2 protein-coding genes and 1 rRNA gene are annotated in these 25,697 nt (G+C 49.3%); 2 read left to right on the plus strand and 1 reads right to left on the minus strand.

The genetic code is table 11. The features are described 5' to 3' along the window. Complete coding sequence (locus tag BM358_RS24635; RefSeq protein ID WP_028542499.1) at window positions 1-23,727, plus strand: non-ribosomal peptide synthase/polyketide synthase; 23,727 nt, start codon at window positions 1-3, stop codon at window positions 23,725-23,727. A 108-nt stretch (window positions 23,728-23,835) separates the two neighbouring features. Here the strand turns inward: BM358_RS24635 and BM358_RS24640 are convergent, their stop codons facing one another. Further along, window positions 23,836-24,870 carry an alpha/beta hydrolase gene (locus BM358_RS24640; protein ID WP_028542498.1) on the minus strand — a complete coding sequence of 345 codons (1,035 nt, stop codon included), beginning with the start codon at window positions 24,868-24,870 and terminating at the stop codon, window positions 23,836-23,838. A gap of 609 nt (window positions 24,871-25,479) precedes the next feature. Between BM358_RS24640 and BM358_RS24645 the strand changes: the two genes are divergently transcribed. Continuing rightward, window positions 25,480-25,697 (plus strand): 16S ribosomal RNA (locus tag BM358_RS24645); the annotation flags it as partial.

Here is a 25,697-nt window from a genome sequence, read left to right on the forward strand (position 1 = left end):
ATGAATGACATGCAGTTATATGATTTAACAAATGCGCAGAAGCGTATATGGTATACCGAATTACTCTACCCAGATACGTCAGTGTCACAGCTTTCCGGTACAGCTAAGATGAAGGGGCACATCAATATTGCTGCCTTTATGCAGTCCATTAATTTGATTATCAAACAGTATGATGCGTTCCGCATCCGTATTACCTCAGTGGATGGAGTGCCTCAGCAGTACGTCGTTCCTTATGAAGAGAGACAGCTGGAGTGCCTGGATCTTAGCCACTATGAAAGTGTATCTGAGGTGGAAGCCTTACTTGAGCAACACAAAAGCAAACCTTTGCCCCTGCTGGAATCTGAGCTCTTCCAGTTTTTAATTGTGAAGATTAGCGAGGAAGAGTATTGGATTAATATCAAGATGCACCATATTATTTCTGACGGAATATCAATGGTGGTCTATGGCAATCAGCTGACAACATTTTACATGGAGTTAATTCAAGGAAATGAACCGAAGCTGGGCGACGATTGCTCGTATATTCAATATATTGCAGATGAGAATGCATACGAACTTTCTGACAGATACCAAAAGGATAAGGCTTACTGGCTGGATAAATTTTCTGATTTGCCTGAGCTTACGGGTTGGAAGTCATATAATCCGTTATCTTTAAGCACCCACGCCGTTCGGGAGCATTTTACCGTACCAGAAGTGCTATATCACGAGCTGCAAGCATTTTGCCAACAGAACAGGATTTCTTTGTTCCAGTTCTTCATGGGTGCGATGTATATCTACATACACAAAATGACGAATCAGCCGGATGTGGTGATTGGCACTTCGTTCGCTAACCGGGGGAACAAAAAAGAGAAGCAAAAGATAGGTATGTTTGTCAGCACCGCTGCTGCCAGAACATACGTCAAAAAGGATATGGATGTGTTGAGCTTCCTGCAGGATGTAGCCAGAGATCAGATGTCAGTCCTGCGGCATCAGAAGTATCCGTACAATCAGTTAATTCAGGATCTTAGAGAAATGCATGGTAACAAGGATATTCAGCGGCTTTTTGGCGTTTCAATGGAATATCGTCTTATCAATTGGGTTGATTTGGATGATGTGCGCATTTTGACGGATTATGATTTCTGCGGGGACGAAGTGAACGATTTCGTGCTTCATATCGTGGAGATCCTGGATGAAGGCGAACTGGTACTGGATGTCGATTATCGGACGGAGCTGTTTGAACGCAGTGAAGTTAAGGACATGGTTTCCCAGTTGCTTACGATCGCCGAGCAGATCATTCATTCACCTCAGCTTTCTATCGCAGAGGTAAACTTATTGGGTGAACCAGAAGAGCAATCCATTTTGGCTCTTTCGGAAGGCGCTGCAGTCGATTATCCACGTGAGAAGACCATCCATGGCTTATTCGAGGAACAAGCCGAGCGCACGCCAGATCACGTAGCCGTTCAGATGGACGAGCAGAGCATTACATACCTAGCTCTAAACGAGCAGGCTAACCAGCTTGCGAGATATTTGCGCTCCGAGGGAGTAGTTGCAGATACGCTCGTAGGGATTATGGCTGACCGTTCCTTGGAGATGGTCATTGGGATGTTGGCCATTTTGAAAGCAGGTGGTGCCTATGTACCGATTGACCCTGATTATCCCGAGGAACGTATCCATTATATGCTGGAGGATTCAGGGGTCCGTCTGTTGCTCACCCAAAGTCATCTATGGGAGAGCACCACTTTTGACGGAAAGCTTGTAAGTTTGGACGAAGCTACAACGTATACAGGAGATGCTTCCAATCTGGAGAGTATTTCGGGACCAAGCCATCTAGCCTATGTTATCTACACGTCGGGTACGACCGGCAAGCCAAAGGGCACGCTGATTGAACACAAAAATGTAGTTCGACTGCTCTTTAACGATAAAAATCTATTTGATTTCAGCTCTCAGGATACGTGGACGCTATTCCATTCGTTCTGCTTCGATTTCTCCGTTTGGGAGATGTACGGAGCGCTTCTTTACGGAGGGAAATTGGTGATTGTTCCATCTCTCACAGCCAAGAGCCCAGCAGCTTTCCTGGAGTTGTTGAAAGGCAACCAAGTCACCATTTTAAATCAGACGCCAACGTATTTTTATCAGGTGCTACAGGAAGAGTTAACGCACTCTTCGACAGAGCTTGGCCTTAGAAAAATCATTTTTGGTGGAGAGGCCTTAAGTCCATCTCTTCTGAGAAACTGGCGGGTCAAGTATCCTGATGTGCAGCTGATTAATATGTACGGAATTACGGAAACAACAGTCCATGTCACCTACAAGGAAATCACGGAACATGAGATTGAAGCGGGGAAAAGCAATATTGGCAGAACGATCCCCACACTTAGCGCTTATATTCTCGATGAGCAAAGACGGCTGCAGCCTGTTGGGGTTCCGGGAGAGCTATACATTGCAGGGGACGGTCTTGCCCGTGGGTATTTGAATCGGCCGGATTTGACGTCTGAGAAATTCGTTGAGCATCCGTATCGGGCGGGAGAGCGGCTGTACCGAACTGGGGATCTTGCTCGTTGGTTGCCTGATGGCAATATTGAATATTTGGGACGGATCGACCATCAGGTCAAAATTCGCGGCTACCGAATTGAGCTTGGCGAGGTAGAAGCCCAAATTCTCAAGGCTCCGAACGTACGAGAAACGATTGTCCTCGCACGGGATGACGAACAGGGCCAAAAATTGCTGTGCGCCTACTATGTAGCCTCCAGTGATCTTTCGCCGGGGGAATTGCGGTCTCAGCTGGCAGCGGAACTCCCCGCTTACATGATTCCTTCTTATTTTGTCCGGCTGGAGCAAATGCCGCTTACGCCAAATGGCAAACTGGATCGCCGTGCGTTGCCGGCTCCTGAAAGCAGCGTACAATCCGGCGAGGCTTATTTGGCTCCGAGAACTGCTGTGGAAGCTCAGATGGTACTCATCTGGCAAGATATCTTGGGAGTTGCCCGCGTCGGTGTCAGAGATAATTTCTTTGAAATTGGTGGTCACTCTTTGCGGGCAACAGTGCTCGTTTCACGGATTCACAAAGAATTGGGATGTAGCATTTCGCTGCGTGAGGTGTTTCAGTCACCTACGGTCGAATCCTTGGCGCAACTTGTGAAAAAACACATCCCGACCCTGTACGAATCCATCCCACAGGCAACGGAAAGCGAAGCTTACCCAGTGTCCTCAGCGCAAAAGCGGTTATACGTGCTGAGACAGATGGATGGGGGAGAGCTTAGCTACAATATGCCAGGGGCCTTCACAGTGGATGGACCGTTGGATCGCACGCGGCTGGAGTCCGCGTTCCAGGCACTGATCCAGCGTCATGAATCCCTAAGAACCGGCTTTTATATGCAGGATGGAGAGCTTGTTCAGCGTGTGCATAGGAATGTGCCGTTCGCGTTGAACTATACAGAGGCTTCGGTGGAGGAGACGGATACGCTCATTCACAACTTTATTCGTGCCTTTGATCTGAGCCAGGCTCCATTACTGCGTGTTAGCTTGGTGAAGCTCCAGGAGGAGCGTCATCTGTTGCTGTTTGATATGCATCACATCATTTCAGATGGGGTTTCTATTCAAATATTGATACAGGAACTTACTCATTTGTATCAAGGAGAACAGCTACCAGAACTGCACATCCAATACAAGGATTATGCCGTATGGCAACGAGAACAGTCAGAGAACCAATGGCAAGATCTTGAGAAATATTGGCTGCAATCCTTTGAAGGAGAGTTGCCGGTATTGGATTTGCCTACAGACTTCCAACGACCTTCAGTTCGGAGCTTCGAGGGTAGCCGAATTGATTTTACATTGGATGAGTCTGGAAATAAGGCGATACAAGAGCTTGCATCCCGTACAGGTACTACACTGTATATGGTATTGCTGGCCGCTTATTCGGTACTACTGCACAAATATACAGGACAGGAGGACATCGTCGTAGGTTCTCCAGTAGCCGGAAGACCGCAGGCTGAGCTTGAGGGCATCATCGGAATGTTTGTCAACACACTGGCCTTGCGCAGCTACCCGGCAGGAGATAAAACCTTTCAGGATTATCTTCTGGAAATCAAGGAAACGGCGCTCAAGGCGTTTGAGCATCAGGATTACCCTTTTGAAAAATTGGTCGAAAAGCTGGGCGTAGGACGTGATGTCAGCCGCAATCCGCTCTTTGACACCTTATTGGTATTACAAAATACCGAGCAGGAAGAGCAGGATATGGACGGAGTGCACTTTACTCCTTACTTGATGGACACCGTCACAGCCAAGTTTGACCTGTCCCTCAATGTAGAGGAGAAGGGATCAAAATTAGCCTTTGGCCTCGAGTATAGTACGGCTTTATATCGGCGTGAAAGTGTAGAGCGACTTGCAACGCACTTGCTCCGGGTTCTGCACGCAGTCTCGGCCAATCCTCAGTTGCAACTGGCCGAGATTGAAATGATCACACCGGAGGAGAAAGTACAGATCGTTGAAGTATTTAATGCGACATCGGCTCCTTATCCAAGGGACAAGACCATTCATGAGCTGTTCGCAGAACAAGTCAAGCGTACACCAGAGCAGACGGCGCTTGTATTCGGCGATGTCCAGCTAACGTACCTTGAATTGGAAGACAAGGCGAGCCGACTGGCCCAAACACTGCGTCGTTTGGGAACGTTGAGGGAGCAGCCTGTGGCCGTGATGGGCGGACGAAGCATTGAGATGGTCATTGGTATGCTCGCGGTGCTTCAGGCAGGTGGAGCCTATGTGCCGATTGATCCTGATTACCCGGAAGATCGGGTACGTTATATGCTTGATGATTCCGACGCCAAGCTATTATTGGTGCAAAAGGGCGAGCTTATAAGTGTAGACTACGGTATACCAATTGTCGATCTTAGCAGTGAAGAGGCTTATGCTGCTGAGCCTGCCCAGCCGGAGACGGCTCAGGGATCGCAGGGGCTTGCTTATGTCATCTATACATCGGGTACGACGGGTAGACCGAAGGGCGTTATGGTTGAACACCGGAACGTGGTCCGTCTGGTCAAAGAGACCAACTATGTGGAGCTGAATGAATCCACACGAATTTTGCAAACAGGAGCCGTGGCCTTTGATGCTTCTACATTTGAGATATGGGGAGCGTTGCTTAACGGTGGGCAGCTCTATTTCGTAGAGAATGACGACATTCTGATTGCTGATAGGCTCAAAGCGGCTATTGCCAAGTACGGGATTACAACATTGTGGCTTACTTCACCCCTTTTCAATCAGCTTTCCCTGCAGGATGAGTACCTGTTCAGAGGGCTAAAAGCATTGTTAGTCGGCGGTGACGTACTGTCTCTATCTCATATGAATCGTGTAATTGAGGCTAATCCTGATCTTGTCCCTATCAATTGCTATGGTCCGACAGAGAATACGACCTTCTCCACCACCTACAAGATTCCAGGTCGTGCCGAAGGGGGTGTGCCGATTGGTCGCCCAATTAGTAATTCGACCGCTTATGTGGTCAATGGATCGCTGCAATTACAGCCTATTGGTGCTTGGGGTGAACTCATTGTCGGCGGTGAAGGTGTAGCACGCGGATATCTCAATCGTCCTGATCTCACAGCAGAGAAATTTGTTCCTAGTCCTGTTAAGGACGGAGAACCCTGCTACCGAACTGGGGATTTGGTACGCTGGCTTCCAGATGGGAATTTGGAGTTTAAAGGAAGAATTGATGAGCAGGTCAAAATACGTGGTTACCGCATCGAACTCCCTGAAATCGAGGCCCAACTGGCCAAGGTGGAGTCGGTAATCGACGCCGTAGTGGTCGTTCGCGCGGATGAGCTTGGAGAGAAGCAGCTTTGCGCTTATTATGTGGCGGATCGTACGCTCACGGCAGGCGAAGTACGTCTTTCCCTATCGCAGGTACTTCCGGGCTATATGATTCCATCCTACTTTATCCAGATGGACCGTATGCCATTAACGTCAAACGGAAAAGTGGACCGGAGGTCTCTGCCGGCTCCTCAAGTAGGCGCGCATACAGGACGGAAGTATACAGCTCCTCGTACACCGGCTGAAGAAGCTTTGGCATCTGTCTGGCAAGGGGTACTGGGTGCCGAACAGGTGGGTATCCATGACAATTTCTTTGAATTGGGTGGAGACTCCATAAAAGCTATTCAGGTGTCGTCACGGTTACTGCAGGCCGGCTATCGGTTAGAGATGAAACAGCTGTTCAAATCGCCAACCATTGCCGAGCTAGGCGCTGAAATACAAACGGCTGTGCATATGGCTGAACAGGGAGTTGTGCGTGGAACGACTCGCTTGACTCCAGTCCAACAGTGGTTCTTTGGACGGAAGCAGGCAGAGCCTCATCACTTCAATCAAGCGGTTATGCTGTATCGTGAACAGGGATTTGAGGAAAAGGCCTTGCATCAGGTGCTAAGAAAACTCGCTGAGCATCATGACGCCCTTCGCATGGTTTTCCGTCAGACAGAGCATGGCTACGAAGCTTGGAATCGTGATCTTGAAGAAGGAGAGCTTTATAGCCTGTTCACCGCTGATTTACGGAATGAATCCGATCCGGCTGCAGCCATTACATCGCTGTCGGATGACATTCAGCGCAGTATCAATCTGGCAGAAGGTCCGCTGCTGAAGTTAGGACTTTTCCATTGTCAGGATGGAGACCATCTTCTGATCGTGATCCACCATTTGGTGGTGGACGGAGTATCCTGGCGGATTTTGTTCGAGGATATTGCAGCAGGCTATGAGCAGGTGATTCAAGGACAAGCGCTGACATTCCCGCAGAAGACGGATTCCTTCCGTGACTGGGGAGACGCCCTTGCTCGTTATTCGGAAGGTCCTGAAATGGAGACTCATCGGGCGTATTGGAGGGAGCTGGAGAATCAGCCACTCGAACAGTTGCCGAAGGATGAGGCTGTGGAAAGCCTTCTTTTACAGGATAGCAAAGTAATAACAGCACAATGGACTATAGAAGAAACCGACCAATTGTTGAGAAAAGCCCATCGTGCTTATCAAACAGAGACGAATGATCTGCTATTGACTGCTCTGGGCATGGCGGTATCCAAATGGTCTGGCATCGGAAAGGTTGCTGTGAATCTGGAAGGACACGGTCGTGAGCCGATTATACCGAATATCGACATCACCCGTACCGTCGGCTGGTTTACAAGTCAATACCCGGTGATTTTAGACTTGGGGGATGACCCAGAAGTGGCCTCCTTGATCAAGTCTGTGAAAGAAGGGCTGCGCCGAATTCCGAACAAAGGTATTGGCTACGGGTTGCTTAAAACGATGGCAAGTCAGTTGGATGAAGACAGCTTCAGCTTGCAGCCTGAGATTTCTTTTAACTATTTGGGGCAATTTGATCAGGATTTGCAAGGCAGCTCGTTGCAGATTTCTCCTTATCCGACCGGAAGCGCCCAAAGCTTGTTGGAGGAACCAGCCTATACGCTAGATATCAATGGCATGGTGACGGACGGAGCCCTGACTCTGACGATTACTTATAACGGAAAACAGTATAAGTTATCTACGATGGAACAGCTCGCTGGATATATTGAAGAAAGCCTGCGAGAGCTTCTCCAGCATTGCGTAACCCAAGAAAAAACCGTATTGACACCAAGCGACGTGCTTGCGAAGGGTCTAAGCATTGCCGATCTGGAGGAGCTTTCTAAGCAGACCAGCCACATAGGCGATATTGAGAATGTATATAGTCTGACGCCGATGCAGAAGGGCATGCTGTTCCATGATATGTTTGAGCCGCATACAGGTGCTTATTTTGAGCAGGCTGCCTTTGACTTTAAGGGTAGCTTTGATCCGACTGCATTCGGACACAGTCTGGATGCCGTGGTGGAGCGTCATGCCATCCTGCGCACGAACTTTTACAGCGGATGGGGCAGCGAGCCTTTGCAGGTTGTATTTCGACACAGAGGCGCTAAATTGGTGTACGAAGACCTGCGTGAGATGAATGCATCGCAGCGCGAAGCTTACCTGAAGACATTTGGTGCTAAGGACAAAGCACAGGGCTTCAACCTAGCTGAAGACGAGCTTCTCCGTGTATCCATTTTACAAACAGATGAAGAGAGCTTCCGCCTCTTATGGAGCTTTCACCACATCGTCATGGATGGCTGGTGTGTTCCGTTAATTACGCAGGAGGTATTTGAACACTATTTTGCCCTCCTGGAAGGAAGAGAGCCGCAGCTGGCAGAGGTCCATCCGTACAGTCGATATATCGAATGGCTGGAACAGCAGGATGAAGCAGTTGCGTCCAACTATTGGAGCCGATATCTGGCCGGTTACGAGCAGCAGACGCTTTTACCTCAAGTCGGTGGAGCAAGTAAGGGAGAAGGCTATGTAGCAGAAAAGCTGAATTATCCTCTCAGCAGGGAATTGACTGAGCGCCTTGAAAAGGTGGCTAGGGATGCTCATGTCACGATGAATATATTGCTGCAGTCCCTCTGGGGCATTGCGCTTCAACGCTATAACGGTAGCCGGGATGTCGTGTACGGAAGTGTAGTATCAGGCCGACCAGCAGAAATTCCGGGCATTGACCGGATGATCGGTTTGTTCATCAATACGATTCCCGTTCGTGTGAAGACAGAGGAGAATCTCCCCTTCACCGTTCTGATGAAGCAGCAGCAGGAACAATATATGGCTTCTCATATGTATGACACCTACCCGTTGTTTGAGATTCAGGCTCAGACGGATCAGAAGCAGGATCTAATCTCCCATATTATGGTGTTTGAGAACTATCCTGTGGAGGAGGAGGTAGAGCGTCTGGGTGGTGGCGAGGCTGCCTTTGAGATTGAGGAAGCGGAGCTTCTTGAGCAAACGAATTATGATTTTAATTTAATTGTCCTCCCTGGCGAAGAGATGAGATTGCTGTTCCAGTACAATGCACTTGTTTATGACCAAGTGACAATTGGGCAAATCAAGGGCCATCTGGTTCACCTTATGGAACAAATTGTAGAGAACCCTGTTATTTCCGTGGATGCACTAGAATTAGTCACGCCGCAGGAGAGAGAACAGATTCTGAACGTATGGGGAAATACAAAAGGCATTTACGAGCACTGTAACACGTTCCACGGGCTATTGGAGGAACAGGCGGGACGAACGCCGGATGCGACTGCCATTTGGTTCGAGGACGAGAGTTTGACCTATGCCGAGCTCAATGCAAAAGCCAATGGACTGGCCAGAAGGCTCCGTACTCAGGGAATCAAGACGGGAGATCTGGTGGGACTGATTGCTGAACGGTCGCTCGAAATGATCGTTGGGATCTACGGCATTATGAAAGCCGGGGGTGCCTATGTTCCAATCGATCCAGAGTATCCGAAAGAACGAATCAGTTACATGCTTGAAGATTCCGGGGCGAAGCTAATCCTTACACAGGCCCATTTCTTGGAGCATCTCGGATGGACGGAAAATGTTTTGCTGCTGGATGAATCATCGACCTATGATGCCGACACCTCGAATTTGGAGGATACTGCTGGCCCGGATGATCTGGCTTACGTGATCTATACTTCAGGTACGACCGGTCAGCCTAAGGGCGTATTAGTCGAGCATCGGGGACTACCAAATCTTTCAAACGTATATGGGGCACACTTCGAAGTTACACCGCAGGATCGGATCGTTCAGTTTGCAAGCCTGTCGTTTGATGCATCGGTTTCGGAAATTTTAACGGCGCTGAGCCATGGGGGTGTTCTGTGCATCCCTTCTACAGAAGATATTTTAGATCATGCCCTGTTCGAGCAGTTCATGAACGATAAGGGGATTACGGTAGCGACTTTGCCACCCGCTTACGCTATCCACCTTGATCCAGAGCGTTTGCCAACACTGCGGTGCCTGCTAACCGCTGGATCGGCCGCATCGGTCGAGTTGATCGAAGAGTGGAGGAAGCATGTACGTTACTCTAATGGCTATGGCCCAACGGAGGACTCCGTATGCACCACAATCTGGTCTGTCCCGGACAGTGAGGAAGCAACGGATATTGTATCTATTGGACGACCTATTGCTAACCATAGTGTGTACATCTTGGATGACCATTTTAGATTGCAACCTGTCGGTGTAGCTGGAGAGCTATGCATTTCGAGTATCGGATTAGCACGGGGGTATCATAACCGGCCTGAGTTAATGGATGAGAAGTTCGTGGACAATCCGTTTGCTCCAGGAGAGCGTATGTATCGGACGGGTGACCTGGTTCGCTGGTTACCGAATGGAACCATCGAGTACTTAGGCCGAATAGATCATCAAGTCAAAATCCGCGGCTACCGTATCGAGCTAGGCGAGGTAGAAGCACAAATGCTCAGAGTGCCGTCCGTTCAGGAAGTCGTAGCCATGGCTGTAGAGGGCGATGACGGCTACAAAGATCTAGTCGCTTATTTCGTAGCTGCTCAGAAACTTGAGGTATCCGAGCTTCGGGCCGTCCTGTCGGAGATATTACCTGGATATATGGTCCCTTCCCGCTTCATACAACTGGAGGATATGCCTCTGACGTCGAACGGAAAAATCGATCGAAAAGCGCTGCAGGGCGAGCGTGGATGGGCAGCGGCTTCATCTGAGGCTCCAAGGACACCTGTGGAAATTCAATTAGCCGAAATCTGGCAAGAGGTGCTGGGTGTAGAGAGCGCGGGAGTGAAGGATAATTTCTTCCATTTTGGAGGTCATTCACTGCGTGCAGCCCTGCTAGTCTCACGAATTCGCAAGGAAATGAATCGCGAGATTAGTCTGAGAGCAGTGTTCGAGTCTCCTACTATTGAAGGATTGGCTCGTGCCATTGAGGGCTATACACCGCTGAATTTCGAAGAAATTCCTACAGCGGGAGCAAGAGAGCATTATCCATTGTCCTCGGCCCAAAAACGACTGTTTATTCTAAGTCAGCTGGAAGGTGGAGAGCTGAGCTACAATATGCCGGGTATCCTTACCGTTGAGGGAGCTTTGGATCGGGAACGGCTAGAGCAGGCATTCCGTCGTCTAATTCATCGTCATGGTTCGCTGCGTACTCGTTTTGTGACCGTGAACGGTGAACCTGTACAGCAGCTCCTGACGGATGTTCCGTTTACTGTGGAATATGCGGAGTTGAGCGAGGAAGAGGCAGGAGCTACCCTTCAGCAGTTTGTCCGTCCTTTTGATTTAGGTGTAGCTCCATTGCTGCGGGTCGGCCTTATTCGAATTGCACATGAGCGCCATTTACTATTGTTTGACATGCATCATATTGTCTCAGATGGGGTTTCTATGAATATTCTCATAGAAGAGTTTCTCCGCTTCTACCAAGAGGAGGACGTATTCCCTGAACTACAGATCCAGTACACAGACTATGCTGTATGGCAGCAAGAGCAGCTCGGAAGCGAGCGTCTTAAGGCCCAGGAAGCTTACTGGCTGGATGCTTTCCGCGGAAGCTTGCCAGTGCTGGATTTGCCAGGGGATGAAGTTCGTCCTGCGGTGCGAAGCTTTGCGGGCGATCGAATCGACTTCCAAATTGATTCTTCTCTGAGTGCTTCACTTCAGGAGCTGGCTACCCGAACGGGTTCCACTCTGTTCATGGTACTGTTGGCAGCCTATACAGCGCTCTTGCACAAGTACACAGGTCAGGAAGATGTCATTGTCGGTTCACCTGTGGCAGGAAGATCCCATGCGACACTCGAAGGCCTCATCGGTATGTTCGTCGGCACAGTGGCACTTCGTACTTATCCAGAAGGAGAGAAGCCTTTCGAGGCTTATCTGCAGGAAGTGAAGGAAACAGCGCTGCGGGCCTATGAAAACCAGGATTACCCGTTCGAGGAGCTGGTAGAAAAGCTGGAGCTTCAGCGTGATTTGAGCCGTAACCCGCTATTTGATACCATGTTTGTCCTGCAAAATATCGAGCAGGGAGAACAAGAAATAGAAGGATTGCGCTTCACTCCTTACGATAATGTACATCCGGCTGCCAAGTTCGATCTCACGCTGACCGTGAGTGAAGCAGACGGGGTATTGAACTGCACGCTTGAGTACGCGACTGCGATCTACAAACAAGAGACTGCCCAGCGGATGGCAGGCCACTTTGTACAGCTTATTCGGGAAGCCGTCTCCAATCCGGGAATGCCGTTGTCATCCCTTGATATCGTGACACCTCAGGAAAAATCAAGGCTGATGAAAGCGCCGGACGAAGCCAAGGCAGATTATCCTCGTGACAAGACGATCCATGCGCTGTTCGAGGAACAGGCTGCACGTACTCCGAATGCAGTGGCAGTCGTATGTGAAAATACAGCCCTGTCCTACAGCGAGCTGAACGAGCGGGCCAATGGACTTGCCAGAACGCTGAGGGAACGTGGTTTGCAACCAGACGGTTTGGCTGGAATCATGGCGGATCGTTCTCTTGAAATGGTGGTTGGAATTTTAGCCATCTTGAAGGCAGGCGGGGCCTATGTCCCTGTAGACCCTGAATATCCAGAGGACCGCATTCGCTTTATGCTTGAGGATTCGGGAGCCAAGCTACTGCTGACACAAGCGCATCTGGAGCAACGTGTCTCCTTCGCTGGGGACATCGTAAGTCTGGATAAAACGGCTTCCTATAAGGAAGATGTCTCAAACCTGCAGCCTGCAGCCGGACCGGAGCATCTTGCCTACGTCATCTACACATCGGGCACGACAGGCAAGCCAAAGGGAACGCTGATCGAGCATAAAAATGTAGTTCGCTTGCTCTTTAATGATAAAAATATGTTTGACTTTGGTCCTCAGGATACGTGGACACTGTTCCATTCATTCTGTTTTGACTTCTCTGTATGGGAAATGTACGGAGCATTGCTGAACGGAGGACGGTTGGTCATCGTTCCATCGCTTACCGCGAAGAGTCCAGATCGTTTCTTGCAATTGCTTAAGGATCAGAAGGTCACCGTTTTGAACCAGACACCGACGTACTTCTACCAGTTGCTACAGGAAGAGCTCTGTCATCAGGCGGTAGAACTGAGCCTCCGTATGATTATCTTCGGTGGAGAGGCATTAGCCCCGGCCCTGCTCAAGGACTGGAGAACGAAGTATCCGCAAGTGCAGCTCATTAACATGTACGGCATTACCGAAACGACCGTGCATGTAACCTACAAGGAAATTACAGAGTTGGAAATTGAACAGGGTCGCAGCAATATCGGCACCACGATTCCGACACTGCGAGCGTACATTTTGGATGAACAACGCCGTCCACAGCCGATTGGCATTCCGGGTGAACTCTATGTGGCGGGCGTAGGTCTGGCGCGAGGCTATCTGAACCGACCGGAATTGACGGAAGAGAAGTTTGTCGCTCATCCGTTTGAAGCGGGCGAGCGCATGTACCGCTCGGGTGACTTGGCACGCTGGTTGCCGGATGGAAGCATGGAGTATTTGGGACGCATTGACCATCAGGTTAAAATCCGTGGTTACCGTATTGAGCTGGGCGAAGTGGAAGCGAAGCTGCTCCATGCTCCGTCTGTAAGGGAGGCCGTTGTGCTCGCCCGGGAGGATGGAAGTGGACAAAAAGTGCTTGTCGGCTATTTCACTGCCGATCAGATGCTGACGGTAGGCGAGTTGAGAAAAGCCTTGGCTGCCGAACTGCCGACTTATATGATTCCATCTTACTTTATGCAATTGGAACAGATGCCTTTGACACCCAATGGCAAGCTGGATCGCAAAGCGCTTCCGGCTCCAGAGGCCAATGTGCAGACTGGGGCGGTTTATGAAGCGCCGAGAAACGCAGCTGAGGAAGCTTTGGCTTCCGTATGGCAAGGTGTGCTGGGAGCGCAGCAGGTCGGCATCCATGATCATTTCTTCGATCTGGGTGGTGACTCCATCAAGGCGATTCAAGTGTCCTCGAGATTGTTCCAAGCTGGATATAAATTAGAGATGAAGGATCTCTTTAAATATCCGACAATTGCCGAGCTAAGCCCGTATCTTAAGGCAGCTGGACGTATAGCGGAACAGGGCGAAATTAAAGGTGCAGCAGAGTTAATGCCAATTCAGCGTTGGTTCTTTGAACGCCATACAGCGGAGCCGCACCATTATAATCATGCCGTCATGCTCTATCGGAAAGACGGCTTTGATGAGGCTGCACTCCGGTTGACAATGGACCAAATTGCGATCCATCATGACGCGCTGCGCATGGTTTTCCGGCCTACAGAAGCTGGATACGCAGCTTGGAATCGGGGAACGGACGAAGGCGAGCTCTACACATTGGACATTGCCGATATGCGGCAGGCGGAAGACCAGACAGCTGCGGTTCAGGCCCAAGCCGATGCCATTCAGGCAAGCTTTGACTTGGAAGGTGGCCCACTGTTCAAGCTAGGCCTGTTCCATTGTGACGATGGCGATCATTTGTTGATTGTCATTCATCACCTCTTGGTTGACGGCGTATCCTGGCGCATCCTGTTTGAGGACATTGCAGCGGGGTACGAGCAGGCATGGAATGGACAAGCAATCGTCCTTCCACAAAAGACCGATTCGTATCTTGTATGGTCTGAGCAAGCGACGAAGTATGCAGCAGGGCCTGCTCTGGACAAGGAGCGTGCATACTGGCAGCTGATCGAGGAGGCGATTTTGGCTCCACTGCCGAAGGATGAGGATCAGAAGCCGGGCACCATTCGGGATACTGAATCGGTTACGGTAACGTGGTCTGCGCAGGAAACTGACCTGCTGTTGCGACAAGCGAACCGGGCGTATCATACGGAGACGAATGACTTGCTCTTGACTGCTCTGGGGGCAGCCATTCAGCGCTGGACAGGCATGGAGCAGATTTTGGTCAATCTTGAAGGACATGGACGGGAAATAATCGTACCAGACCTGGATATTACCCGTACCGTGGGTTGGTTCACAACCCAGTATCCAGTTCTGCTGAACCTGCAAGGCAGACAGGAAGTATCTGCGCGAATCAAGCGCATCAAGGAGAATTTGCGAGAGGTTCCGCATAAAGGAATCGGCTACGGTCTTCTGAAGTATATGGCACCGGAGAAAAGTGTCGGATTCGGCGTGGAGCCGGAAATTTCCTTCAATTATCTTGGGCAGTTTGATCAGGATTTGGAGGGTAATGCCCTTAGCCTATCCACACATTCAATTGGTAAAGCGCTCAGCGATCTCACACCACAGCAATATGCTCTGGATGTGAATGGCATGATTGCCGAAGGCCAGCTATCACTGACGATTACGTACAGCAGCAGGCAGTATCGTAAGGAGACGGTGAGTCATTTTGCTGAATTATTACAGTCAAGCCTTAGTGAGGTCATCCGTCATTGTGTAGCTCAGGAGCGTACACAGCTTACACCAAGTGATGTTCTGTTCCAAGGATTAACATTGGAGCAGCTTGATCGACTCACGGCGCAGACGGCTCATATCGGAGAGATTGAGGATGTGTACAAGCTGACGCCAATGCAGAAGGGAATGCTGTTTCACAGCCTGCTGGAGCCGGACTCCTCTTCATACTTTGAACAGGCAACGTTTGAGCTGCGTGGTAGCTTCGATGTAGATATCTTCTTCGAGAGCTTCCAGGCTTTGGTGCAACGACATGCCATACTACGTACCGGCTTTTACAACAACATTGCTGATGTACCGCTGCAAGTTGTCTTTAAGCAACGGTTAATCCCTCTGCACTACGTAGATTTGCGCGACGCATCTATGCAGGAACAAGAAGCCCGAATCAAGGCTTATATTGCTGAAGATATGGTTAAGGGGTTCAGCTTGTCAGAAGATCCGCTGATGCGAGTGACCGTCTTGCAGAAGGATCAAAGCTGTCTTGTATTGTGGAGCTTCCACCATATTGTCATGGATGGCTGGTGTATCCCGATCATTACACAGGAGCTGTTCGATTATTATTCTGCCAAGAAACAGCAAATACAGCCTGTCCTGCCGCCAGCTCAGCCCTATAGTCGTTATATCGAGTGGCTTGATGCACAGGATGATCAAGAAGCTTCAACGTATTGGAGCCAATATCTCGAAGATTATGACGGGAATACTGTATTGCCGGAAGGTAAAACGAAATCTCAAGCCAAAGAGGCGGGCTATGTTCTGAATGAGCATGTTCTCCATCTGGGTGCATCCTTGACCGGTAAAATGGATGTTGTTGCGAAGCGCAATCACGTGACAGTCAACACACTCATGCAGACAGCTTGGGGACTGATTCTCCAACGTTATAATGCCAGCTCGGATGTCGTTTTCGGCGGCGTTGTGTCGGGTAGACCTGCTGAGATTGCAGGGATCGAAAATATGGTGGGTCTGTTCATTAATACAGTACCTATCCGTATACAGTCATCCAAAGACGAAGCCTTTGTCGAGGTGATGAAACGTACACAGGCACAGTCATTGGCTGGTCGTGCCTACGACACCTATCCACTGTATGAGATTCAGGGGAAAACAACCCAAAAGCAGGACCTGATTTCTCATATTATGATCTTTGAAAATTACCCGCTCGACGAGCAGGTGGAGCAATCGGGGAATCAAACGGAGGACAATCTCGAAGTCGCCAACTTCACCATGTTTGAACAAACCAACTATGACTTTAACCTGGTTGTAATCCCAGGCGAAGACATCAAGGTCTGCATTCGCTATAATGCTTCGGTTTACGAGCAAGAAAGCATTGCACGAATCGGAGGACACTTGTTGCAGATGCTCGACCAGGTGGCTGCTCGTCCGCAGGCGACGATACAGGAACTGGAGATTGTAACATCTGAGGAACGGATGAACCTGCTTGACTGGGGCGGCAAGGCCCATACCTATCCAAGTGATCAGGGGCTGCACACCTTGTTTGAGGAACAGGTGGTCCGTACGCCGGATAAGATTGCGGCAGTAAACGGCGACATCCAGATCACGTATCGGGAGCTGAACGAGCAGGCGAACAGACTAGCTTCCACCTTGATAGACCAAGGACTACGGAGTGAACAAGTGGTAGGTCTGTTGGCAGATCGGTCTGTAGAGCTGCTTGTCGCCATCATGGGTGTACTCAAAGCGGGTGGAGCCTATGTACCTATTGATCCTGAATATCCGCAGGAGCGGATTCAGTATATTCTGAAGGATTCTGGCGCTGAAATTCTGCTCACACAGAGCCACCTGACTAAGTTGGCCTCTTTTGAGGGAACGGTTATGGAATTGGATTCCCCGCACATCTACGGAACCGAGGTGGATAATCCCAATATTCCTGTTGGAGGAAACGATCTGGTGTACTTAATCTATACCTCGGGTACAACCGGAAATCCGAAGGGAACCATGATTAACCACAAAGGGATCGTGAACTACATCTGGTGGGCCAATAAGGTCTATTGTGCTGGGAAACCAACGGATTTCCCGTTGTATTCATCCATTTCGTTTGACTTGACGATGACATCAATGTTTACTCCGTTAATAAACGGAGGAATAGTGCGGATTTATGATGGTATAGATAAAGCGGAGGTTGTTCAGCATATTTTGCGCGAAAATGCGGTCGATATTCTCAAGCTGACGCCAACGCATCTCAGTCTGATAAAAGACATGACCATTCCAGCGGAAAGTCGTATTCAGCAACTCATTGTGGGCGGAGAAAATCTGACCACACATTTGTCCAAAACGATTACCGACCTCTTTGGTGGCAACATCAAAATCTACAATGAATACGGTCCGACCGAAACCGTCGTCGGCTGCATGATTCACCTGTACGATCCTGCGAAGGATACACGGGAATCCGTACCGATTGGGTTGCCGTCCGACAACATATTCATCCATATTCTGGATGATCAGCTTCGTCTCGTACCGTTAGGCGTGGAGGGCGAAATGTACATCGCCGGGGACGGGGTAGCCCGTGGATATCTGAACCGTCCTGAGCTTACCGCAGATAAATTCATTAGAAATCCGTTCGCTTCGGAAGGAAATATGTATCGCACTGGGGATTTGGCTCGTCGCCTTCCTAATGGAGACATTGAGTACATTGGACGCATTGACCATCAAGTTAAAATACGGGGCTATCGTATTGAGCTTGGTGAGATTGAGGCCAAGCTGCTGGACATTCCACTTGTCGAGGAAGCTCTCGTTGTTGCGTGGGCAGATGCTCATGGGCAGAAATCGCTGTGTGCTTACTTCGTAGCTGATCGCGAAATGTCTGTCAGCGAGCTGAGAGACGAACTGTCTGCCGGACTGCCTGCATATATGATTCCGTCTTACTTCGTCCAACTGGACGTGATGCCTCTGACACCGAATGGCAAGCTGGATCGCAAGGCACTGCCTGAACCGAACTCGGGTATAAAGGCGGGAGCAGACTTTACCGCTCCGCGGACGGATGTGGAGAACATTTTGGCTTCAATCTGGCAAGGTGTACTCGGCGTGCCGCTTGTCGGCATACATGATAATTTCTTTGAGCTTGGAGGTGACTCGATCAAATCCATTCAAGTATCCTCAAGGCTTCTCCAAGCAGGCTATAAGCTTGAAATGAAGGATTTGTTCGGTTATCCGACAATTGCAGAGTTGGCGCAGCGCGTTAGTGTGGTCAGCCGAATTGCGGATCAAAGCGAGGTACACGGAGCGGTAAGACTGGGGCCTGCCCAGCACAGATTCTTCCATGAACAGTCTATGGATCTGCATCACTTTAATCAGTCGGTCATGTTGTACCGACGGGATGGCTTCAATACCGATGCGCTCGCCGAGGTTGTTCGGAAAATTGCAGAGCATCATGATGCTTTACGACTGGTGCTCCGCCAAGGAGAGCAGGGGTTGGAGGCCTGGAACCGGAGCGTGGGTGAGGGAGAACTCTATAGTCTCCAAATCCATGACCTGCGGGATGAAACAGACCCCGCTTCAGCGATAGAAGCAGGTGCGGAAGCCATTCAGCGTAGCATCTCTCTGGAGGATGGACCTCTCTTTAGACTGGGTCTGTTCCGCTGTGTGGAAGGCGAACATCTGTTGATCGTTATTCATCATCTGGCTGTGGATGGCGTATCCTGGCGTATTCTCTTTGAGGACCTGCAGGAAGGCTACGAGCAGGCAGTACGTGGAGAAGCGGTCAAGCTTCCACAGAAGACGGATTCGTACCGTGCATGGGTTGAGGGAATCACACAATTTGCAAACAGCCCGGCGGCTGAACAAGAACGCAGCTATTGGGCAGAGGTAGAGGGAGATGGCTTTGCCCCTCTTCCAAAAGACAAGGTAGACGGCGCTCTTCTCATCAAAGACAGTGAGGCTGTCACGGTGAGATGGTCACCAGAAGAGACAGAGCAGTTCCTGAAAGAAGCGAACCGCACTTACAATACGGAGGTTAACGATCTGCTCCTGACGGCTCTGGGTATGGCTGTTCACGAGTGGACGGGAATCGAACGTGTAGGCATCCTTCTGGAGGGACATGGGCGGGAGCCTATTGTGCCGGAACTGGATATTACTCGCACAATAGGCTGGTTTACAAGTCAATACCCTGTCGCCCTTGAGATGGGAGGGGAATTGGAGATCGGCGCCAGAATCAAGCACATTAAGGAAGGCTTGCGTCGTATCCCGAACAAAGGTGTCGGATATGGTATTTTGAAATATTTAAACGGCGGTTCTGGTGTGTCCTCCTTCTCGGCTGAACCTGAGATTACCTTCAACTACTTGGGACAGTTCGACCAGGATCTTGCAGGAGGGACGATGGAAGTATCGCCTTACTCAGTAGGACCTGAGGTCAGTGAGCAGATGGTGCAGCATCAGACATTGAACATTAATGGACTGATTGCCGAAGGACAGCTTCAACTTTCGGTCAGCTATAACCGTCATCAGTTCCACGGGGAGTCTGTGGCTAAGTTTGTTGACATTCTGAAGAACCGTCTCAGCGAAGTCATTGGACATTGCGTAAGTAAGAAAAGAACAGAACTTACACCAAGCGATGTACTCCTCAAAGATATCAGCTTGGAAAAAATCGAGGAGTTAGAAGAGCAGACACGGCATATCGGCAGTATTGAAAATATGTATAAACTGACGCCGATGCAAAAAGGAATGTTGTTCCACAGCTTGCTGGAGCCTCATTCGGAAGTCTACTTTGAGCAGGCCAAGTTTGAAATTCAGGGAGCATTCTATCCTGAGGATTTCAAACGCAGCTTAAAATATCTGATGAAACGGCATGCCATATTGAGAACCAATTTCCATGCCGGGTGGGGCGATTTCCCTATTCAGATTGTGTTCAAAGAAAGAGCATGTGACTTCGTATACGAGGATCTGCACGAGCTGGAAGCCGATGAAATTCAAGCGCGTCTTGCAGCTTATACTGCTCAGGACAAAGCAAGAGGCTTTAATCTTGCTGAAGAAGCATTGCTGCGTGTTGCTATTCTACGTACAGCAGAAGAGGCTTACCATTTGCTGTGGAGCTCTCATCACATCATTTTGGATGGCTGGTGTATGCCGCTTGTGCTCCAGGAAGTGTTTGAGACGTATGGGGTTCTGCGTGAGCAAAGGGAACCTGAGCTTCCTGCAGCTGTATCGTACAGCCAGTATATTCAATGGTTGGAGAAGCAAGGCGAGGAAGAGGCATCCTCTTACTGGAGAGGGTACCTAGAAGGCTACGAGCAGCAGACGAAGCTGCCACAAGCCATCACACAGCCATCGGCAAAAGCAGAAGCCTACGTGTCGGAGAAGCTGGTATTCACGTTGGATGCGGAACTGACCGATCGCCTGGAACAGGTGGCCAAACAGCATCAGGTGACGATGAATACGCTGATGCAAGCAGCCTGGGGAATCGTGCTGCAGCGCTACAATAGAAGCCAGGATATCGTCTTCGGAAGTGTGGTATCGGGAAGACCTGCCGAGATTCCGGGTATTGAAAGCATGATCGGTCTCTTCATTAATACAGTTCCGGTTCGGGTACAGGCCGAGGGAAGCGATTCGTTCTCCCATGTGATGAAAAGACAGCAGGAATTATATTTGGCAGGACATGCTTATGATTCCTATCCGCTCTATGAGATTCAAGCACAGAGCGAACAAAAGCAAGATTTGATTTCTCATATTATGGTGTTCGAAAATTACCCGGTAGAAGAGCATTTGGAAGAGAAAATTGCCAGTGAAGAGGCTGAATACAAAATTACGGATGTTCAGATGTTTGAACAGACGAATTATGATTTTAACCTCATTGTGCTACCGGGTCGTAATCTAGAGTTCTTGTACCGTTACAATGCCCGCGTCTATGATCGGGAGAGCGTGGAACGAATTCAAGGACACTTGACGAGAATTCTGACAAGCGTTGCTGTTCAACCTGCTATCCGTATTGATGAGCTGGAGCTGATCACGCCAGAAGAGAAATCGCAGATTATAGAGGTGTGGGGCGATACAGCAGCTCCTTATCCGCGTGAGCAGACCCTTCACGGTATATTTGAGGAAAAAGCAGCACTCACACCGGATTGTACAGCACTTATTTACGGTGAAACGGAGCTTACCTATGGAGAACTTCATCAGCAGGCGAACCGCCTTGCACGTACGCTGCGTGCCCAAGGGGTCAGACCGGACCAACCAGTCGGCATCATGGTCGAGCGTTCGCTTGAGATGATCATTGGCATTCATGCCATTCTAAAAGCTGGCGGGGCCTATGTACCGATTGATCCGGAGTTTCCAGAAGATCGTATTCGCCACATGCTGGAGGATTCGGGAGCGAAGCTTCTGCTGACGAAGAACCATCTCAAAGATCGTTTTCCGTTCACTGGCACGATCCTGGCACTTGATGATCCGCAGGCGTATCATGCGGATAGCTCGAATCTGGAGCCAATTGCGGGGCCGGAGCATCTGGCGTATATCATTTACACGTCAGGTTCAACCGGCAAGCCGAAAGGGGTAATGATTGAACATCGCGCTGCCGTCCATACGCTGAGTCAGTTGGAAGCTGAATATCCGATGTTGGCAGGCGACCGTTTCCTGCTCAAAACGACATTTACCTTTGACTTCTCCGTGCCGGAGCTGTTCTGCTGGTTCTTTGGAGAGGGGGCTCTCGTGATCCTGCCACAAGGCGTGGACAAAGACCCGATGGCACTGCTAGGGGCCGTGGATACGAACCGTATCACGCATCTCAATTTGGTGCCGTCGATGCTCAGTGTGCTCGTTCAATACTTGAAAGAAAGCGGCACCCAAGGATTCCTTACTCTGAAATACCTGTTTGCCTGCGGCGAGACGCTGCCTGCCAAACTTGTGGAAGAGTATTATAAAGTATCTCCTTACGCAGTACTGGAAAACATCTACGGTCCTACGGAAGCAGCCGTATATGCGACTCGGTATACAACGAACCTTGAGACTGCGGCCCTAACGCATGTGCCGATCGGCAAACCGTACGCTAACGTCCAAGTATGGATGATGGACAGCGCTTCTCAGGTATCACCTGTGGGGGTACCGGGAGAACTCTGCATTGCGGGCGAAGGGGTAGCGCGGGGGTATTTCAACCAGCCGGACCTGACGGCAGAGAAGTTCATTCCTCACCCGTACAAACCGGGAGCGCGAATTTACCGAACGGGCGATTTGGCCCGATGGCTGCCAGACGGGAATATTGAGTATTTGGGACGGATCGATCATCAGGTAAAAATCCGGGGTTACCGCATTGAGTTGGGAGAAGTGGAAGCACAAATTTTGAAAGTGCCATCTGTGCAGGAAGCGGTTGTTCTTGCACTGGCTGATTCTACTGGAAGTACTCAGCTTTGTGCATACTTTGTGGCCGAAGAGGGGCTTGCAGCCGGCGTACTACGCGAGGCACTGGCCAGCGAGCTGCCAAGCTACATGATTCCGACTGCTTTCGTACAGTTGGCACAAATGCCGCTGAATCCGAATGGCAAATTGGATCGCAAAGCGCTACCGGCACCGGAAACACTTCTGCGGAGCACAGCGGAGTATATCGCGCCGCGTACGCAGACAGAAGTAGAGCTCGCTCAAATTTGGTCCGAGGTGCTCGGCGTACAGGAAATCGGGATCAGGGATCATTTCTTCGAACTTGGGGGCCATTCCCTGAAAGTATTGGGCTTGATCCAAAGGATCTCGTCCGGTATGGGCGTCCAGCTCCCACTCCAAGTCGTGTTTAATCTGCCGACTGTGGAAGAAATGGCGCATGAAATTTCCAAGCTGCAGGCAACAACTGCTGCTAATGAAGAGGAAATGGAAATTATCCGCTTCCCAGGGAAAGGAACGCTCAAAGTGTTTTGCTTCCCTCCACGGGTAGGCCACTCTCTGGGGTACTATGAGATGGCCAAGGAGCTGGAAGGGCTTTGCGAGGTGTACGGGATGGAATTTATCGGCGATCGTTTCCAGGGTCAAGATATGCTGGATCGATACATCGATGCCATCGTGGATATTCAAGCAGAGGGTCCGTATATATTCCTGGGATACTCACTTGGAGGAAATCTCGCCTTCGAGGTAGCTAAAGCCATGGAAAGCCGAGGTCACCATGTTAGCGACCTTATTATGGTAGATGCTATGAGAAAGATGTCCAAGGATGAATCGACACCGGAGGAGCTTGAAGAGATTGTCGAGATGGTACTGGACAGCATTAGGGACCAGTACAAAGCATTCCTCGCCGATCCAGTGGACAGGGAGCGAGTCATGGACAAAATGTTGGTTTACTCCGTCTACCGCGATGAGCTTATTAACTCAGGTGAAGTTCATGCGAATATCCATGCTCTAATTGCAGAGGATGATAGTATTGGTCCGGATACATCATTAGATAAATTGTTATGGCAACAGGCGACACTTGGTCAATACAAAGAATACGAAGTCATCGGAACGCATGATGTGCTGCTTGATTCCGGTTTTATTGGGGAAAATGCTAAAGTACTGAGACAGATACTTGGCAAGGTCGCAGAGGCCCCATCTAAAAATAAGCCCATTTTGTCCTAAGCTCAATCAAGCATAATAAGTGTTAGGCAGCAAAGACGCCCGGATTCCTTTATATAGAAGGAACTCGGGCGTCTTTTATTTTTTTATGCTGTTTAACATATAAAGTCCCTAATCATCTGTGTATGCTTTAGACATGGTTGACTGAAAGTGTCTTGTGTCGATGATGAGTTCACGGATGACTTGGATGACAAGCTCCGGTTGATCATGGATGATCATATGCTCGCTCTTCTTGGCAACAATAAATTTGCTGTTTGTAGAGATGTTAAGCATCTCGCGCTGTCCCATTTGCCAGCTTTGTTCGATCTGATCATTTCCGCGTTTACTAATACCGAACTGAGTCAAATCTTGTTGAATGCCCCGGGCAATTACACGTACAGGGAGGTTACCCAGATGCTGTCCCCGTATGGCATCTTCGGTAGTGCTTGCTAGATCACCCTCCTCCGCAACAGATCGAAAGTATTTAGAGGAAGCGACAATATTCACAAAAGATTTTCTATCTTGATATTCGACCCGACCCGTTAGCATTAAATTGGGGAACAGGCGAAAAGCCCCTGACTTTTCTAGGAGAATGGATATTAACGGGGAGGGATTGACTTTAGGCCGTTCCTTGGCATAGATCTCATTTGTCCGGCGAGCGTCATTTTCAGGCCTGGCATCCACCAGAACCAATCCTGCCACTTCGTCTTTGTATGTCTGCGCGTACAGTCTTGAGTACATCCCTCCAAGGGAATGGCCTACCAGAATATAAGGAGCTTGGATGTCTGCGTTTTTTAAGGCGACATGAAGCTCTCGAACGATGTTTTCCCCGGTTCGTGGAGTAGCAGCCTCCTCGCTCCAGGCATAGCCTGCCCGGTCATAGGATACAACAGTGGCGAATGATGACAGTTTTTCGGGAATATCTCTCCATGACAGGCTACTTTCCCCGCTCCCTGATTCAAGCAATATTGTTGGAGAGCCGTTACCGAGTTTACGAATATGGAGTCGATAACCCCCGGCATCGACCAATTCCCCCGGAGGTGGGTATTGTGATTTATCCTTTTTGGATGCAATCCACTCATACACAAATCCTGAGATCACGAAAAGCAGTAAGCAAGAGATGATAAGAAACACAATTCTCGTCCATGTTCGCCTTCGTTGCTTCATTAGTAAATCTACTCCTCTATACAGTTATAATTAATCATTACCTAAAGTTGCGTGAAACAAAGCTGCTATCGCATGGTTTGTTGCTAGCTCCTTATCTTTTTTACCCATCCTTTCTTTGTCAAATCATCAATATTAAAGAAAAAGCAGAATATGCACTTGAGTTGTAATGAGCAACACGCGTATTCGAGATCATTGAATGGATCTCACGTCGTTCTTGGATGCAGATAACTAAGTCCATTTAGCAAAAGTACAGAGTACACAGGATGTCATTACAACAATAATGATAGTAAAAACAATTTATTAAAAAACGGTTGCATTTAAATATGCGGAGTGGTATACTCTAATTCCGGCCAAGAAATACAATATTGCGAGCGAGTGTTACAAAAAAAGATTTAAAAAAGTGCTTGCAAAGTTGGTTCGGAGATGATATGATATAAGAGTTGATGAAGTGATAAACTGAATCGACCGAAAAAGAATGTTTGATCTTTGAAAACTGAACAACGAGTGAGTAAACGATTTTGTTCGCAAAATCAAACAAGAGATATTTTTATCTCGTCAGTTTCAAAATGAGCTTATCGCTCTTTTCTATAAACCAACTTCGGTTGGTCTTTAATGGAGAGTTTGATCCTGGCTCAGGACGAACGCTGGCGGCGTGCCTAATACATGCAAGTCGAGCGGGGTTGATTAGAAGCTTGCTTCTAATCAACCTAGCGGCGGACGGGTGAGTAACACGTAGGCAACCTGCCCACAAGACAGGGATAACTACCGGAAACGGTAGCTAATACCCGATACATCCTTTTCCTGCATGGGAGAAGGAGGAAAGACGG

This window comes from Paenibacillus sp. cl130 (assembly GCF_900116035.1).
In the GTDB taxonomy this organism is placed as follows: domain Bacteria; phylum Bacillota; class Bacilli; order Paenibacillales; family Paenibacillaceae; genus Paenibacillus; species Paenibacillus polymyxa_B.

Coding starts and splice junctions, on each gene's coding strand:
- BM358_RS24635 (WP_028542499.1), top strand. CDS start 1: ATGAATGACATGCAGTTATATGATTTAACAAATGCGCAGAAGCGTATA.
- BM358_RS24640 (WP_028542498.1), bottom strand. CDS start 24,870: ATGAAGCAACGAAGGCGAACATGGACGAGAATTGTGTTTCTTATCATC.